15 protein-coding genes are annotated in these 15,694 nt (G+C 73.1%); 7 read left to right on the top strand and 8 right to left on the bottom strand.

What is annotated here, in order from left to right:
• Positions 1 to 52 precede the first annotated feature (52 nt).
• A complete protein-coding gene (locus SVTN_RS16235; RefSeq protein WP_041129739.1) occupies positions 53 to 700 on the bottom strand; it encodes a TetR family transcriptional regulator in 648 nt (215 codons plus the stop codon).
• Positions 701 to 1,016: 316 nt separating this feature from the next.
• Here SVTN_RS16235 and SVTN_RS16230 point away from each other — a divergent pair, with 316 nt between their 5' ends.
• On the top strand, positions 1,017 to 1,808 hold the full coding sequence (locus tag SVTN_RS16230) for a VOC family protein (protein ID WP_041129738.1): 792 nt from the start codon (positions 1,017 to 1,019) through the stop codon (positions 1,806 to 1,808).
• Between the two features lie 163 nt (positions 1,809 to 1,971).
• Positions 1,972 to 4,404 (top strand): protein serine/threonine kinase AfsK, encoded by a 2,433-nt coding sequence (gene afsK / locus SVTN_RS16225; RefSeq protein WP_041129737.1) that lies wholly within the window; start codon positions 1,972 to 1,974, stop codon positions 4,402 to 4,404.
• Positions 4,405 to 4,420: 16 nt separating this feature from the next.
• Here afsK and SVTN_RS16220 read toward each other — a convergent pair whose 3' ends face one another.
• Positions 4,421 to 5,068: a hypothetical protein gene (locus tag SVTN_RS16220; RefSeq protein WP_245727553.1), complete on the bottom strand. Its 648-nt coding sequence runs from the start codon at positions 5,066 to 5,068 to the stop codon at positions 4,421 to 4,423.
• A 128-nt stretch (positions 5,069 to 5,196) separates the two neighbouring features.
• Between SVTN_RS16220 and SVTN_RS16215 the strand changes: the two genes are divergently transcribed.
• The gene (locus tag SVTN_RS16215) at positions 5,197 to 5,775 is read left to right on the top strand and encodes a hypothetical protein (RefSeq protein ID WP_041129736.1); all 579 of its coding nucleotides are present in this window, start codon (positions 5,197 to 5,199) and stop codon (positions 5,773 to 5,775) included.
• 161 nt (positions 5,776 to 5,936) lie between these two features.
• Here SVTN_RS16215 and SVTN_RS16210 read toward each other — a convergent pair whose 3' ends face one another.
• From SVTN_RS16210 to SVTN_RS16200, 3 genes are read right to left on the bottom strand one after another with little or no spacing between them, the layout of a single operon-like run.
• A complete protein-coding gene (locus SVTN_RS16210) occupies positions 5,937 to 6,713 on the bottom strand; it encodes an enoyl-CoA hydratase/isomerase family protein (RefSeq protein WP_041129735.1) in 777 nt (258 codons plus the stop codon).
• Positions 6,710 to 7,141, bottom strand: a complete 432-nt coding sequence (locus SVTN_RS16205) for a Zn-ribbon domain-containing OB-fold protein (protein ID WP_041129734.1) — start codon at positions 7,139 to 7,141, stop codon at positions 6,710 to 6,712. Before SVTN_RS16205 ends, SVTN_RS16210 begins: the two co-directional genes overlap by 4 nt.
• A gap of 15 nt (positions 7,142 to 7,156) precedes the next feature.
• On the bottom strand, positions 7,157 to 8,299 hold the full coding sequence (locus SVTN_RS16200) for a lipid-transfer protein (RefSeq protein WP_041129733.1): 1,143 nt from the start codon (positions 8,297 to 8,299) through the stop codon (positions 7,157 to 7,159).
• Between the two features lie 132 nt (positions 8,300 to 8,431).
• Here SVTN_RS16200 and SVTN_RS16195 point away from each other — a divergent pair, with 132 nt between their 5' ends.
• Positions 8,432 to 9,988: a FadD3 family acyl-CoA ligase gene (locus SVTN_RS16195; protein ID WP_041133955.1), complete on the top strand. Its 1,557-nt coding sequence runs from the start codon at positions 8,432 to 8,434 to the stop codon at positions 9,986 to 9,988.
• On the opposite strand, the gene SVTN_RS16190 is transcribed toward SVTN_RS16195, so the two are convergent.
• Positions 9,889 to 10,158, bottom strand: a complete 270-nt coding sequence (locus SVTN_RS16190; protein ID WP_041129732.1) for a hypothetical protein — start codon at positions 10,156 to 10,158, stop codon at positions 9,889 to 9,891. The two genes, SVTN_RS16195 and SVTN_RS16190, sit on opposite strands and share 100 nt — an antisense overlap.
• On the opposite strand from SVTN_RS16190, the gene SVTN_RS44270 reads away from it, so the two are divergent.
• The 3 genes from SVTN_RS44270 to SVTN_RS16175 are packed head-to-tail and all read left to right on the top strand — an operon-like array spanning position 10,153 to position 11,718.
• A complete protein-coding gene (locus SVTN_RS44270) occupies positions 10,153 to 10,596 on the top strand; it encodes an ATP-binding protein (RefSeq protein ID WP_041129731.1) in 444 nt (147 codons plus the stop codon). The two genes, SVTN_RS16190 and SVTN_RS44270, sit on opposite strands and share 6 nt — an antisense overlap.
• A 49-nt stretch (positions 10,597 to 10,645) precedes the next feature.
• A complete protein-coding gene (locus SVTN_RS16180; RefSeq protein ID WP_052499152.1) occupies positions 10,646 to 11,185 on the top strand; it encodes a matrixin family metalloprotease in 540 nt (179 codons plus the stop codon).
• Between the two features lie 2 nt (positions 11,186 to 11,187).
• Positions 11,188 to 11,718 carry a hypothetical protein gene (locus SVTN_RS16175; RefSeq protein ID WP_041129730.1) on the top strand — a complete coding sequence of 177 codons (531 nt, stop codon included), beginning with the start codon at positions 11,188 to 11,190 and terminating at the stop codon, positions 11,716 to 11,718.
• Between the two features lie 309 nt (positions 11,719 to 12,027).
• On the opposite strand, the gene SVTN_RS16170 is transcribed toward SVTN_RS16175, so the two are convergent.
• Positions 12,028 to 12,258 (bottom strand): hypothetical protein, encoded by a 231-nt coding sequence (locus SVTN_RS16170; RefSeq protein WP_041133953.1) that lies wholly within the window; start codon positions 12,256 to 12,258, stop codon positions 12,028 to 12,030.
• A gap of 211 nt (positions 12,259 to 12,469) precedes the next feature.
• On the bottom strand, positions 12,470 to 15,604 hold the full coding sequence (gene afsR, locus SVTN_RS16165) for an SARP-family global regulator AfsR (RefSeq protein ID WP_167352202.1): 3,135 nt from the start codon (positions 15,602 to 15,604) through the stop codon (positions 12,470 to 12,472).
• Positions 15,605 to 15,694: the final 90 nt, after the last annotated feature.

The following is a 15,694-nucleotide window of genomic DNA, read 5'->3' as shown; positions in this document are numbered from 1 at the left end:
CGCCGGCGTCGGCGACAGGACGGGTGAAGGAGTCTCGACTCTCCGGTCGGGGCTATCTGGTCGGCTTCTTGCCGGTGATGCCCAGGTGCACCAACAGGGCGAGGTTCGGCTTGAGTTCGGCCTGCTTCACGCCCCAGGTCTGGAAGCCCTTCTGGTGGCCGGCGACCGAGGCCAGCATCGCCACCAGGGAGCCGGCCATCGCGGCGGGGCTGACGTCCTTGTCGACCTTGCCCTTGGCCTGGAGCTCCTTCACCGCGTCCGTGAGGGAGTTGGTGACCGAGTTCAGGATCTTCATGCGGATCTTGTAGAACCGCTTGTCGCCCTCGGCGGCGCCGAGGTCCACGACCCGCAGGATCGCGTCGTGCTTCCGCCAGAAGTCCAGGAAGCCCTCGACGAGTTCCTCCGAGGTCTGCCAGCCGGCCTTGCCGACCCAGGAGCGGCCGGAGACCAGCTCGGTCAACGCGGCGCCCTCCTTGGCCATTTCCTCCGCGATCTCGAGGACCGCTCCCTCGACGTCCGGGAAGTACTGATAGAACGTCGCGGGTGAAGTACCCGCCTTCCGGGCCACATCGATGACCTTGACGTCCCGGTAGGGCGAGGAGCTGAGCATCTCACCGAGGCAGTCGAGCAGCTTCTGCCGCGTCGCCTGACCGCGTCGTCCGGCCACGCGGCCGTCGACGGTGCGTACTTGTCCTGTCATGCCGTCAGCTTACCGAGGGGGGGTCTGCGCGCGATTCGGCCGACTGCAAATGGGGTGCACCCTTGTTCCGGGAGCGTTCTGCGAGGTCGGCGCGGGTCGGGGCGCGCAAGCCCGGGGACGGGTTCGAGCCACTTCGGAGCCGGCGGGGGCGCCGGGGAGCCGGCCGGGGAGTCCCGTACCCGGATCGGCTTATGAACAGCCTGTGGACAACTTCGGTGGACAACCCAAGCACCGCAAGGGATCCGACCCGTCGAATCGCCCCTTTGTTCGCATGTCGGGGCGTGCGGGGCCGCCCCCGCCGTCCTAGCGTGTGGACATGGCCGTACGCACTGAGGGCACCCCCTGCTGGGTGGACGCACAGCTCCCCGACCTGGAAGCGGGCAAGCGCTTCTACGGCGAGCTCTTCGGCTGGACCTTCGACCCCGACCGAGACGAGGCCCTCCTCGACGGCCGCCGGGTCGCCGGACTCGTCCCCAAGCGGGACGGGCGCATGCCCACCACCTGGACCCTCTACCTCGCCACCGAGAACGCCGGCACCCTCGCCACCCGGATCAAGGCCGCCGGCGGGCAGATGGTCATGGAGCCCTACCCCGTCGGCCCCTTCGGCGTGTACGCCCTCGCCGCCGACCCCGGCGGCGCGGTCTTCGGCCTCCGCCAGGAGGGCGACCCCGACGGCTTCGAGGTCACGAACGAGCCCGGTGCCTTCTGCTGGATGGAGGTCCACACCCGCCGCCCGGACGCCGTCGACACCTTCTACGCCACCGTCTTCGGCTACCTCGGCCGCCAGGCCGAGGCCGGGAAGGAGGGCGGGGGCGCCGGCGTCGACTACCGCGTCTGGTCGCCCCCCGGCTCCCGGCCCGGCGGCGGGAGCGCCTTCGGCGGGCGGGCCGTCATCACCGACGACTTCCCCGCCGAGATGCCCGGCCACGTCCTCGTCCACTTCGCCGTCGCCGACTGCGACGAGGCCTGCGAGACCACCGTCCGGCTCGGCGGACGGATCGTCACCCCGGCCTTCGACGCCCCGCACGGCCGCGTCGCCGTCCTCCACGACAACCAGGGCGCCCGCTTCGCCGTCCGCGAGGAACCGAAACCGTCCGCTACGGACTGATCCGTCCCCGGTCGTACCGCCCGGCGCACCCCGTACCGCAGCACCCCGTTATGACGTGTGACACCCCGATCCGCCCCCGGGTTCGCAACCGGGCCCTCGGACAGGAAGAATCAGGGGCCACGGGGCCGTACCCTCATGGCCCGTACGGGGAGGTGGCAGGCAAGTGGAACAGCTGACGCAGCACGACCCGAGACGTATCGGGCCCTTCGAGGTGCTGGGCCGGCTCGGCGCGGGCGGAATGGGCCTGGTCTATCTCGCGCGCTCGGCCTCGGGCCGGCGCGTGGCGATCAAGACCGTGCGCACGGAGCTCGCGGAGGACCAGCTGTTCCGGGTCCGCTTCACCCGGGAGGTGGAGGCCGCCCGGGCGGTCTCCGGCTTCTACACGGCCGCCGTCGTCGACGCCGACCCGCGCGCCGCCGTGCCCTGGCTGGCCACCGCCTACGTCCCGGCGCCCTCCCTCGAAGAGATAGTGAACGAGTGCGGGCCGCTTCCGGCCCAGGCCGTCCGCTGGCTCGCCGCGGGCGTCGCCGAGGCCCTGCAGTCCATCCACGGCGCGGGCCTGGTCCACCGCGACCTCAAGCCCTCCAACGTCCTCGTCGTCGAGGACGGCCCCCGGGTGATCGACTTCGGCATCGCGTCGGGCGTCTCCAACACGCGCCTGACCATGACCAACGTCGCCGTCGGCACCCCCGCCTACATGTCGCCCGAGCAGGCCCGCGACTCGCGCAGCGTCACCGGCGCCAGCGACGTCTTCTCGCTGGGCTCGATGCTGGTCTTCGCCGCCACGGGCCACGCGCCCTTCCACGGCGCCAACCCGGTCGAGACCGTCTTCATGCTGCTCCGCGAGGGCCCGGACCTGGAGGGGCTGCCGGACGAGCTGCGGCCCCTCATCGACTCCTGCATGCAGATGGACGTCACCCGCCGGCCCACCCCGGCCGACCTCCAGGCGCAGCTCGCCCCGCACCTCTTCGGCCCCGGCAGCGACGACAGCGGCACCGCCTCCGCCTGGCTGCCGCAGAGCGCCACCGCCATGATCGAGCGGCGCCGCGGCGGCGGCCGCCAGCTGCCGGGACCGACCGCGCCGCCGCCCCCGGCGGACCCGCCGGGCCCGCCGGGGCCCCGCCAGGACCCGCGCTTCCCCGAGCAGGCGCCGGAGCGGCCCGACCGTGCGCCGGTCGGCGGCCGGCACGCCGGTCCCTCCGAGAGCGCGGGCGGTCCCGTACGCCTCGGCGGCGCGACCGTGCCGATCGGCCCCGGCCCCCGGGTCGCCGACACCCGGGCCGCGGTCGCCGTCGGCCGCAGCGCCGACGCGGGCCCCGCGACCGGCTGGATCCGCCCGCCCGGCAGCGGCCCGCACGGCGCCGAGCCGGCCCCGCAGCAGGGCGCACGCCCGGTGTCCGTGCCTCCGCAGGGCGCCGACCAGGCGGCACCGCAGCCCCCGCCGGAGCCCGGCCACTGGCGGCCCTGGCGCTTCCGGATGTCCAACGACGTCTGGGGCACCCCGGTCGTCGACGGCGACCTGCTGTACGTGACCTCCTTCGAGGTGCACGCCCTGGACACGGGCAGCGGCCGGCGCCAGTTCAAGACCCGGGACGTGGCCTGGTCGATGGCCGTTGCCTCGGGCCGCATCCACGCCTCCGACGGCCCCACCCTGTACGCCCTCGACGCCGGCGACGGCAGCGAGCGCTGGCGGCTGCACACGGACGCCTACGTGTACTCGCTGAAGGTCGACCGGGGCACGGTCGTCACCGGCACGCGCGGCGGCGGGGTGCAGGGCTGGGAGGCCTCCAACGGCGCCAAGCTGTGGGAGCTCACCGGCGCGCAGACCGACTTCGAGACCGCGGAGGCGGGGCCCGCCGTGCACGGCGACACCGTGTACGTGTGGCGGGACGCCCGGCTCCAGGCCCTCGACGCCCGCACGGGCGTGGAGCGCTGGTCGTACCCGATCGGCGACGCGGCCTCCTGCGCCGGCGTCCCCGTACGGGTGGCCCCGGCCGAGGACGGCTGCGTGTACGTCTCCGCCGGGACCCGGGTCCTGTCGATCGACATCGCGGCGGGTCACGTCCGCTGGCACTTCGAGGCCCCGGCCGTCTTCCTGTCCCCGCCCACGTTCGCGCCGGGACCCGCCGTCACCGGCGGCGGGGTGTACCTCTCGGACCACCTCGGCACGGTGTACGCGCTCGACGCCACCACCGGGCAGGACCGCTGGCGGATCGCGACCGAGCCGCGCCAGTCCACCGAGCCGGTGCTCGTCGCCGACGGCAACGTCCACGTCGGCAGCGGCAGCGCGCTGTACACGCTCGACGCGGTCACCGGCACCCCCCGGTGGCGGTTCGCGGCGGGCGGCGAGCTGGTCGGCTCCCCGGTCGTCGCCGACGGCCGGGTGCACTTCGGCTCGGCCGACCACGTCCTGTACACCCTGGACGCGACCGGCGGGCAGCTCCGCTGGAAGCTCGCGACCGGGGGCGAGATCACCGGCTCGCCGGTGGCGAAGGGCGGGGTCGTGTACGCGTGCAGCAAGGACCGCTGTGTGTACGCGCTCGACGCGGTCAAGGGCACGGCGACGGGCAGGGGCGCGGCCGCGCCACGGGCCTAGGCCCGCCTGGGTCCGCCTAGGTCCGGTCGGGCCCGGCCCGGCCGGACCCCTCGGGGCCGTCCTCCAGGGGCGGCCCCGTGAGGGTCTCGCCGGCCACGGGAGGCACCGGAGGCGCCGGATGCACCGGGGGCTCCGGATACACCGGGGGCTCGGGATGCATCGGGGGCTCCGGATGCATCGGGGGCACCGGAGCCACGGGAGGCGCCGGAGTCGCAGGGGCACGAGGTCCCAGGTCCACCCGGTGGACCTGACGCCTCCGGCCCGACATCACGAGCGCGCCGAGGAGCAGCAGCACCCCGCCGCCGAAGGCCATCGCGACCCCCTCGCCGAGCCCCGTGCCGTCGGCGTCGATCGTGAGGCTGCCCTCCGCCTCGCCGACCCGCACCATCCACAGGATGGCGAAGCCGAGGACGACGAGCCCGGCGAGGGCGACGAGCAGGCGGGAGCGGAGGAGTACGCCGACGAGGGCGACGAGGGCGGCGAAGGCGAAGGGCAGCAGGATCGAGCCCAGGACGTCGGCCTTGGCGTCGGTGATGCCGGTGAACAGGTCGTCGATGGCGAAGTCGCGCCCGTGACGGCCGTCGTACCAGGCACGGAAGGGGCTCCAGACGGCGGCCGTCGCTCCGGCGAGAGCCAGGACGGAGCCGGCGATGTTGCGAATCATCGATGCGGGCCTCCTCGGTGGTCCGGCTCTCGTTCCCGACGCTACGCCGGGTGAGGGGGGCCCGCCAGGTGGGACGGCGGCCCCGCTAGGGTGGCGCGGACACGACAGACAGGACGGGGTGCGCGGCGATGGTACGGACACGTCTGAAGCTCGCGGCGACGCTCACGGTGGTGGTCCTCGCGCTGACCGGTTTCCACACCGGGAAGGGCGGCCACGGCGGCCACGGCAGCAGCGGCGGCAGCGGGAAGAGCAAGAGCGGCAAGAGCAAGAGCCGGAGCCACTCGGACTCCGACGACGACGATTCGGGGGGCGGCTGCTCCAGCGACGAGCAGGGCAACGACGACTACGACGGTGCGGGCTCCTCCTCCGGCGGATCCACGGTCACCGCCAGCCCGTCCCCCACGTCCGCGCAGGTCGAGGTCGTGGTCGTCGACTGCGTGAAGCCGGCCCAGAAGAAGCGCAGGGGGAAGCCCGCCCGCAAGGCGGACACCACGTCGACGCTGAAGATCACCTCGCACGACGCCCTCGAGGGGACGTACGAGGTGACCCTGGAGTTCAAGGGGGTCACGGGTTCGGCGGTCGACTCGGTCACGACCGTCGTCACCGTCGGGGCCTACGAGGACAAGACCTTCGAGGTCGCGATGAAGACCCCGAAGGCCGTCGGCAAGGTCAAGAACTGCTACGTGTACGACGTGCGGAAGAAGTAGTCCCGGCGGGGCTCGGTTCCAGCGGATCAGCGTCGTGCGGAGGTTGTCCTCGTCGGCGACCGGAGGGTCCACGCCGGTGATCTTCACCGGCGCGCCGCCGGAGAAGTCCCTGTAGGCCCCGGCGCCGATGCCCGGTCCCTCGGGACAGACCGTTGCATCCGCTACCGGAGCCGGTACGCGCCGCTCCTTCGGGTGAACAGCTCGCCCTGCCGGTCCGCCGGCAGGTTCCCGAGCGTCACCAGATGCGGGGCCTGCGCGAGGGCCGGGGCGCGGGAGGCGTCCTTGGTGGACCAGAGGGCCCGGACCGTGCCCTGGACGGCCTCCGTCGGGCAGGAGGCGATGACGGCGGCGGCCGCGCGGGCGGCGTCGAGCGCGCCTCCCGGCTCCGTCACCTCGCTGACCAGGCCCGTCTCGTACGCGCGCCGGGCGGAGACCCGTTCGGCGGTGCCCATGAGGGCCATCCGGGCGATTTCCCCGTACGGCATCTTCTGGGCCATGTGGACGGTCTCGAAGGCGGAGACCATCCCGTACGTGGTGTGCGGGTCGAAGAAGGTGGCGCTCTCGCCCGCGATCAGGAACTCCGCCTCGCCGAGCAGGTAGAAGGCCCCGCCGCAGGCCATGCCCTCGACGGCGGCGATCACCGGCTTCCACAGGTCGTTCGCCTTGGGGCCGATGGCGAGCAGGGGGTCGTCGATCGTGTACGGGGAGGAGGGCTGCGGCACCCTTCCGGCGTCGTCCCGGTCGATGCCCGTGCAGAAGGCCCGCCCGCCGGCCCCGGTGACGACGATCGCCCGGATCTCGTCCTCGTACCGGAACCCCCGCCAGACGGCGGTGAGTTCACGGGCCATCTCCAGGGTGACGGAGTTGTGCTTCTCGGGCCGGTCGAGGGTGACGACCGCGACCCCGGTCTCCTTGTCGCGCTCGACGCGGATGCTCATGCGCGCTCCAGGAGCCAGCGGGGGACGGTGACGCCGTCGACCTCGGTGAAGGCGACCCGTACGGGGGCGCCGATGCGCAGCCGGGCCGGGTCGAGCGAGTTCAGGGGTGCGTCGGGGGCGGCGACGACGTTCCCGACGAGGCGGATGCGGGGGTCGTCGAGCAGCTCGACGAGGACGGCGTTGTACGGGGCCTGGGCGGCGTACTCCGGCAGGAGCGGCGGGTGGGGGAGGACGTACGACCAGATCCGGCCGCGTCCGGACATGAGCCGCCACTCGCTGTCGAAGGAGCGGCAGTGCGGGCAGCAGGGGCGGGGCGGGAAGCGGAGCTCGCCGCAGTCGGGGGCCGCGCAGGCCTGGACGCGGAGCTCACCTCGGGCGGCGTACTCCCAGAAGGGGGCGCCGTCCTCGTCGACGACCGGTGTCAGCATGACGGGATCAACTCCTCAGGATCGCAGCAGGATGGCCGATGTGGGGACGCCCTCGCCCGCCGTGACCAGGCAGGTGGCCGCGTCGGGGACCTGGGCGGTGGAGGTGCCGCGGAGCTGCTTCACGCCCTCGTTGATGAGGTTGAAGCCGTGCACGTACGCCTCCGAGAGCCCGCCGCCGCCGGTGTTGAGCGGCAGCCGTCCGCCGATCTCCAGGGCGCCGCCCTCGGTGAAGGCGCCCCCTTCTCCTCGTCCGCAGAAGCCGTAGCCCTCCAGGGAGAGCGGGACGAGCGGGGTGAAGGCGTCGTAGATCTGGGCGACGTCCACGTCGGCGGGGCCGAAGTCGGCCTGCTTCCAGAGGTGGCGGGCGGCGGTCCAGGCGGGGCCGGAGAGCGGGTCGTCGTTCCAGTAGTTGACCATGCCGTGGTGCTGGGCGGGCAGGCCCTGGGCGGCGGAGTGCACGTAGACGGGCTTCTGCCGGCAGTCGCGGGCGCGCTCGGCGGAGACGATGACGCAGGCGAGCGCCCCGTCGGTCTCCAGGCAGTTGTCGAAGAGGCAGAGGGGTTCGCTGATCCAGCGGGCGGTCATGTACATCTCGCGGGTCAGCGGCCGCTCGTACATGATCGCGGCGGGGTTCTGGTTGGCGCGGTTGCGGCAGGCCAGGGCGACGTTGAAGAGGTGGTCGCGGGTGGCGCCGTACTCGTGCATGTAGCGGCGGGCGAGCATGCCGATCTCGTCGGCGGGGCGGAGCAGCCCGAAGGGCCGGGTCCACTGTCCCGGGGTGGGCAGCTGGACGGCGGTGTTCTTCCAGGGGCGGGGGCCGCTGCCCCGCTTCCGGGACCGCCAGGCGACGCCGACGGAGGCCTGGCCCGTGGCGACGGCGGCGGCGAGGTGCCCGACGGTGGCGCAGGAGCCGCCCCCTCCGTACCCCACCTTGCTGAAGAAGGTGACGTCACCGGCCCCGATGGCCTTCGCCACCTCGACCTCGTCGGTCTCCTCCATCGTGTACGAGGCGAAGGCGTCGACCTCGGAGGGGTCGATCCCGGCGTCGTCGAGAGCGGCGAGGATCGCCCGGCAGGCGAGGGCCTTCTCGGTCTCGGGGAGCTGTTTCGCGAAGGGTGTCTGTCCTATCCCGACGATGGCCGTGGCGTCCTTGAGCACCGAACCTCCTCCTGGGGCAGCACTGCTGACAGCGCGTCAGGCTACAACTAATCTGACGGATAGTCAGCTACAGGGAGGTGGGGCATGGACGTGGACATGGACATGGAGCCGGGCGGTGACCTGCGCGGCGACCTGCGCGGCGATCTGGAGTGGGGCACGATCCCCGGGCTCGTACGGACGGCGGCCGAGCGGTACGGGGAGCGGGAGGCCGTCGTCGACGGCCGCGTCCGCGTCACGTACGCCGAGCTCGGCGCACGCGTCGAACGGGCGGCCGCCGCCTGCCTCGCCACCGGGATGCGCGGCGGGGACCGGGTCGCGATCTGGGCCCCCAACACCCTCGACTGGATCGTCTCCGCCCTCGGCGCGGTCACCGCCGGAGCGGTCCTGGTCCCCCTGAACACCCGCTTCAAGGGCACCGAGGCCGCCGACGTCCTCCGGCGCTCCCGGGCCAGGCTGCTCTTCGTCACCGGCACCTTCCTCGGCACCTCGTACGTGGCCTCCCTGCGCCGCTCGGGCATCGAACTCCCCGACCTGGAACGGGTGGTGGTCCTCGGCGACACCGCCCCCGACGAGCCGGGCTGGACGACCTGGAAGTCCTTCCTCGCGGCTGGCGACGGCATCCCGGCCGCCCGGGTCCGCGCCCGCGCCGACGGCATCGACCCCGACGCCCCCTCCGACATCATCTACACCTCCGGCACCACCGGCCGCCCCAAGGGCGCCGTCATCAGCCACGCCCAGTCCCTGCGCTGCTTCGCGATCTGGTCCGAGCTCGCCGGCCTGACGGAGGGCGACCGCTACCTCGTGGTCAACCCCTTCTTCCACACCTTCGGCTACAAGGCCGGCATCCTCGCCTGCCTCATGCGGGGCGCGGTGATCGTCCCGCAGTCCGTCTTCACCGTGGACACCGTCCTCGCCAACATCGCCGCCGAACGCATCACCGTCCTCCCCGGCCCGCCCACCCTCCACCAGTCCCTCCTGGACCACCCGGCCCGCGCCGGGCACGAGCTCTCCACCCTCCGCCTCGTCGTGACGGGCGCGGCCGTCGTCCCGCTCCGGCTCGTCGAACGCCTCCGCACCGAACTGGGCGTGGCCACGGTCCTCACCGCGTACGGCCTCTCGGAGGCGAGCGGCATCGTCACGATGTGCCGCCGCGACGACCCGGACGAGACGATCGCCACGACCTCGGGCCGCCCGATCCCCGGCACGGAACTCCGCCTCTCCGACTCCGGCGAAGTCCTGGTCCGCGGCCACAACGTGATGCGGGGCTACTTCGAGGACGAGGAGGCGACGGCGGCGGCGATCGACGCGGACGGCTGGCTGCACACGGGAGACATCGGCGTCCTGGACGAGGCGGGGAACCTGAGGATCACCGACCGCCTGAAGGACATGTTCATCGTCGGCGGCTTCAACGCCTACCCGGCCGAGATCGAGCAACGCCTCGGCCTCCACCCCGACATCGCGGACGTCGCCGTCATCGGCATCCCCGACCCGCGCCTCGGCGAGGTCGGCAAGGCCTTCGCGGTCCGGCGGCCGGGTTCGACCCTGACGGCCGACGACGTCATCGCCTGGTCGCGCCGCGAGATGGCGAACTACAAGGTCCCGAGGGAGGTCGAGTTCGTGCCGGAGCTGCCGAGGAACGCGAGCGGGAAGGTGGTGAAGGGGGAGCTGAGAGCGCGGGCGGCGGGCTGACGGCTCAGCACCACGATCCCGTCCGCCTCCCGGACCACCCGCCACCCCCGCTCCCCGGCCCGTCGCAGGACGCGCTCGACCGCGCCCGCCGGCCAGGACTCCCGCCGGTCGGCCACGATCCACTCCACGGCGGGCCGCCGGTCGAGGACCCCGTCCGCGACCAGGTGCACGGTGGCCCCCTCGCGGCGTTGCGGGCCCAGCTGGAGACGGCCCTGCGGCACCCGGAGACGGTCACCGACTGGCCGTCCGCCGTACGGGAGGCCGCAGCCGACGTCGTACGGGAGGCCGCCGCCGGCGTCGTACGGCTCCAGGCGCTCGCCGACGACCTGCTGCTCCTGGCGAGCCACCGGGCGACGGCTCCCACGGGGGAACCGGTGGACCTGGCGGCCCTGGCGGAGGACCTGGTCCGCGAGTACGGGCACCTCCCGGAGGCGAAGGGCCTGAAGCTCACGTGCGAGGCCCCGACGGAGGCGGTCGTACGGGGAAACGACACCCGCCTCGACGCCTCCCGCCCCCGCACCTCGGGCGGCGCGGCTGGTGGCACGTTTCCCTGCGTGCGCTCGTCCGTCCGGCTGACACACGGCGTACCCGCGCCCGCACGCCCCTGATCTGCGGATACGCTCCGAGACCGTTTCCGGATCGCGTGAGGAGCCCCCCGTGCAGGCAGCCGGTCCCGTCACGGCCGCCGCCGTCCTGGCCGCAGCTCTTCTCCTCAGCCCCCATGCCGCGGGGGCCGAGCCCGGTCCCGCGCCGTGCGTCACGGGGGAGTCCGAGACGCGCGGGGACTCCAGTGTGGACGGCAAGGAGCTCCGCTGGGAGGACGACAGCAAGTACAACGACCCGCTGACCTGGGCACACCGGGCCTGGTCGCTCGGTCTGGTGAAGATCGCTCCCGACGACGCCGGAAGCGTCAACGACCTGGAATGGCGCGACTACTCCAAGGCCGACGGCCACGGGGGCTATTGGCAGGGCAAGCCGGGCATCGACTACATCTATCTGAACTCGTACTACCTGGACGGCCGTTACAAGGACCGGAACTCCCGTCGGCACATCGCCGTCCACGAGCTCGGCCACGCCCTCGGCCTGTGCCACAAGCCGGACACCTGGGCCTCCGTGATGTGGACGAAGGTCCCCGACAACCCGCCGACGGAGCCCACGCAGCGCGACGAGGCGAACTACCGCAAGCTCTGGAAGTGACCATGAACCGAACCAGGATCGCCGGTCTCGCCCTCGCCGGGACGCTCGTCCTCGGCGCCACCGCATGGGCCGCGACGGAGGCCTTCACCGCCCGCACGTCCCCCGTGCACGCGCTCTGCCTGCCGGACCTCTCCCACGACGAGTACGTACCGGCCGCGATGAGCCACCTCGCCTACGCCACGGTCGACCGGGTCGTCGGCTACGACCCGGACGGCGACGGCGGCCCCGGCGGCATCCAGCGTGTCCGCCTCCGTGTCCTGCGGCCCCTGAAGGGCCAGGTTCCTGCCACGCTCACCCTCGGCCAGGGTGTGGGCCGCGACCCCCAGGGCCGGTACACGAGCCACGACCCCCTGTACCCCGTCCTCAGCCCCGGCCGCACATACGTCGTCGGCTACACCAAGGACCCCACCTACGGCGACGGCTACACCCGCTACGCGAAGCAGGAACCCGACTCGGCCCTCACCCGCTGGACGACGTACGTGGCCCGCGGCGCGACGGCCCCCCTGGCGGAGGGCTGCGACGAGGGGGCGTGAGAGCGTTCACCCGCCCTGCGGCGCGGACGACGCCCGGCACTCGGCGATCGTGGACTTCGTCATCGAGCTGGAGCCGGAGGGGTGGTTCCGTACGTTCCGCGCACGCCGGAGGGGCCGGGCAGATGCCCGGCCCCTCCTTGTGCGGTGGTCCGATCGCGTTGCGCACGGGCCCTGCCCGGACGGATCCCCCCTGGTTCCGTCCCGGGTGTCCCCCGAGCCCGTGTGCTCCCCCGTCGACCGGACCTTCCTTGGTTGGCCCCGGCAGCTCCCCCGAAGTCGCCGCCGCGGCCGTTCCCCGTCGGGAGTGGCTTAGTTGGCCGGCTCGGACGTGGCGTGCATGTTGTCCGTGGTGGCCGTGCCGGCGCTGCCGTCGATGGGCTCCGTGGTGGCGTGCATGTTGCCGCTGATGCCGAGCTTCTCGGCCACCGCGTCGGCGAGCGGAGCGTCCGTCGCGTGCATGTTCTTGCTGACGATCTCCTCGCCGGTGGCGTGCATGTTCGTCGGCTTGGCGATGGGGGTGGTCGGGTCCAGGTCGGCCATGTTGATCAACTCCCGTGATGACTTCGGATGGGGCGAGTGGGCCCTGCCGGCCGTTCCCCCGTGGACAGCCGGGGGGCCCACTCGGAGCCGTTCACCCTAGTGCGACGGTGTGACGGCCGTACCACCGACCCGTCTGCCCCCCGACGCGGCGGATCGATGAGAGAAGACTGCCGCACGGTCATAAACGAACGATGAACGGGCAGCTCAGTGGTCAGGCTGCTGCCGTTTCCAGCAGCAGGGTCCGTACATCCGATTCCTCCGGCGAGCCCAGCTCCACGAAGATGTCGAGAGCTTCCTGCCAGCAGACCCGTGCTCTCCCGTGCTGCCCGATGCCGGACAGTGCGCGCCCCAGCACGACGAGGACCTGTCCGCGCCGCCACTCGCCGCCCACACCCCGGAGGACGACCAGGGCCATCTCGGAGTTCGAAGCGGCTGGAGCGAACCGACCGGCGGCGATGTCCACTTCAGCGATCCTGAAGAGCGACATGCCTTCCCAGAGGCGCTGTCTGCTGTCCTGGAAGACTTCGAGTGCCTCGGCGAGCCGAGCCGCGGCCTCGACCAGCTGGCCGCTCTGGGTCAGCGCGAGTCCCAGTGCGTAGCGACCGTTGGCACCCTTGAGCGCATGGCCCATGGCGTCGTACATGTCGGTTCCCCGCTGGGCCAGTTCGACCGCGATGTCCGTCTGGCCCATGGCCAGGTGGATCCGGGAGAGGTTGCACAGGGCGCTGGCCTCACCGGCCGAGTCGTCGCAGGCGCGGAACGAAGCCGTCGCCTGGGTGAGGAAGCGCTCCCCGTCGGCGTTGCGCCCTTGGTAGAGAGCCATGATTCCCAGGGCGTTGGCCGCCCAGCACAGCGGAAGGCCGTCGCCCGTCGTGGAGGCGAGGTCCATCGCGTCGTGGGCGTGACCGTCGGCCTCGTCGAAGCGCCCCGCCACGTGCTGGACATACGCCAGGGTCAGTGCCGCGCGGCCCTCCGCGCGGACGTCCCCGGCTTCACTCGCTGCCTCCCGCAGGACAGTCGCCACCGCCTCGTACTCGCGGGAGTTCGCCCCCGACTCCGCCAGGTCCAGGCTCGCCCACAACAAATCCACCCCCCGCCGCAGCGTCCCCGGCGTCGAGGCCGACTGGCGGACCGTCGCCAGGAGGCAGTTGGCCTCGGCGTAGAGCCAGTCCTGGGCCTCGTGGCGGTCGGTGAAGGTGAGGCCCTCGTACGACGTGGGTTCCAGGTGGTCGACCAGGCGGTCGCCCGGGCGCTCGATCGCGTACACCCTCGCCGCCGTGGAGAGGTAGAAGTCCAGCAGGCGGGACAGCGCCGCCTCCTTCTCCGACGGCGGCTGTTCGTCGCGGTCCGCGCACGCACGCGCGTAGAGGCGGACCAGGTCGTGGTAGCGGTAGCGGCCCGGCGCCGCCGATTCCAGGAGGGACGTGTCCACCAGGGCCTCCAGCAGGTCCTCCGTGTCCCAGAGGGGGAGGTCCAGGACCGCCGCCGCTGCCGCGAGGGAGATGTCCGGGCCGTCCGCCAGGCCCAGTAGGCGGAACGCCCTCGCCTGGGCCGGTTCCAGCTGGCCGTAGCCGAGTTCGAAGGTGGCCTTGACCGCCAGGTCGCCCGCCTGGAGCTCGTCGAGCCGGCGGCGCTCGTCCGCCAGCTTCGCCGCCAGGACCGAGACCGTCCACGTGCGGCGTGCCGCCAGGCGGGACGCCGCGATGCGGATCGCCAGCGGGAGGAAGCCGCAGGCCGCGACCACGTCCAGGGCCGCCTCCCGCTCCGACTGCACCCGCTCCTCGCCCACGATCCTCGTGAACAGCTGGAGCGCCTCCTCCGGCGACATCACGTCCAGGTCCACCAGATGCGCCCCCGCCAGGTCGACCATCCGGATGCGGCTCGTCACCAGGGCCGCGCAGCCCGCCGTACCCGGCAGGAGCGGGCGGATCTGGGCCGCGTCCCTGGCGTTGTCAAGCAGCACCAGCACCCGGCGGCCGTCCAGCGTCGAGCGGTACAGCGCCGCCCGGTCCTCCAGCGCGTCCGGGATGGCCGAATCCGGTGTGCCCAGGGCTCGGAGGAACGAGCCCAGGACCGTCTCCGGTGCGGCGGCGCGGTTGCCCGCGCCCTGGAGGTCCACGTACAGCTGCCCGTCCGGGAAGTGCGGCCGCGCCTCGTGGGCGACGTGCACCGCGAGCGTCGTCTTGCCGACGCCGCCGATGCCCGCGAGCGCCGAGACCGCCATCACGTGGCCCTCGGCGGTGGCGAGCCGCGCGCCCAGTTCCCGTACGAAGGAGGCGCGGCCCGTGAAGTCCGGGACCGTCGCCGGGAGCTGGGCCGGGCGGGCCGTCGGTGCGGCGGCGGGCGCCGGCTCCTCGACCGGGCGGGCGAGTTCGGCGTCGGCCTGGAGGATGCGCTGCTGGAGCCGGGAGAGTTCCGGAGTCGGGTCCACTCCCAGTTCGTCGGCCAGGAGCCGGCGCGTGTCCGCGTACACCGCGAGCGCTTCCGCCTGTCGGCCGCTGCGGTAGAGCGCCAGCATGAGGAGTTCGCGCAGGCGCTCCCGTAGGGGGTGTGCCGCGGTGAGCGCGGTCAGTTCGGAGACGGCCTCCGCGTGCGCGCCGACCTCCAGGTCGATGTCGAGCCTCGTCTCCAGGAGCGTGAGGCGCCACTCCTCCAGGCGGGTCCGCTGCGTCTCGGCGTACGGGCCCGGTACGGACGCGAGGACCTCGCCGTCCCACAGGTCCAGCGCCTCCGCGAGCTTCGCCCGCGCGGCCGTCCGGTCCCCGGCCGCGCGCAGCTTGTCCGCCTCGGCGGCCAGCTCCTGGGCCTCCGTCACGTCGAGCGCGGTCGTCCGGAGTGCGTACCCGCCGGACTCGCTGACCAGGACCTTCGGGTCGAGGACCTTGCGGAGCCGGGAGGCGTACGTACGGACCGCGGCGAGCGCCTGGGAGGGCGGTTCCTCGCCCCAGAGCGCGTCGATCAGCTCGTGCGCGGTGGCGGTGCGGCCGCCGCGCAGGAGCAGCGCGGCGAGCAGGGCGCGCTGCTGCGGGGAGCCGGTGGGGACGGGTTCGCCGTCGCGCCAGGCGCGGACGGGGCCGAGCACGCCGAAGCGGAGCCCGCCGGCTACGTTCCCGTCCCCGTTCGTGCCGGTGCCGGTGCTGGTGCCAGCGCCAGCGCCGGTGTCGGTTCCGGTGTCAGTACCAGTGCCGGTGCCAGTGCCCGTGTCGGCCTGTACGTGAGCGCCCGTGCCGGCCCGTACGTCAGCGCCCGCGCTCGTGTCGGTGTCCGTCTCCTCGCGCACCGGAGCCGTCGGGCCCATCCTCGGAGCCCGCTGCACCGGAACTCGCGGCCCGTTCTCACGGTCCATCGCTCCCCCTGCCCCTACCGCTGGTTTCGCCCAGGACAGTCTGCCTTGTCCGGAGGAGGTCCGTCAGCATCGGGTCGGCCGTTGTGAAGC

Source organism: Streptomyces vietnamensis (assembly GCF_000830005.1).
Lineage (GTDB): Bacteria > Actinomycetota > Actinomycetes > Streptomycetales > Streptomycetaceae > Streptomyces > Streptomyces vietnamensis.
The sequence above is the reverse complement of the archived record's forward strand: the minus strand, read 5'-3'. Positions and strand labels throughout refer to the sequence as shown.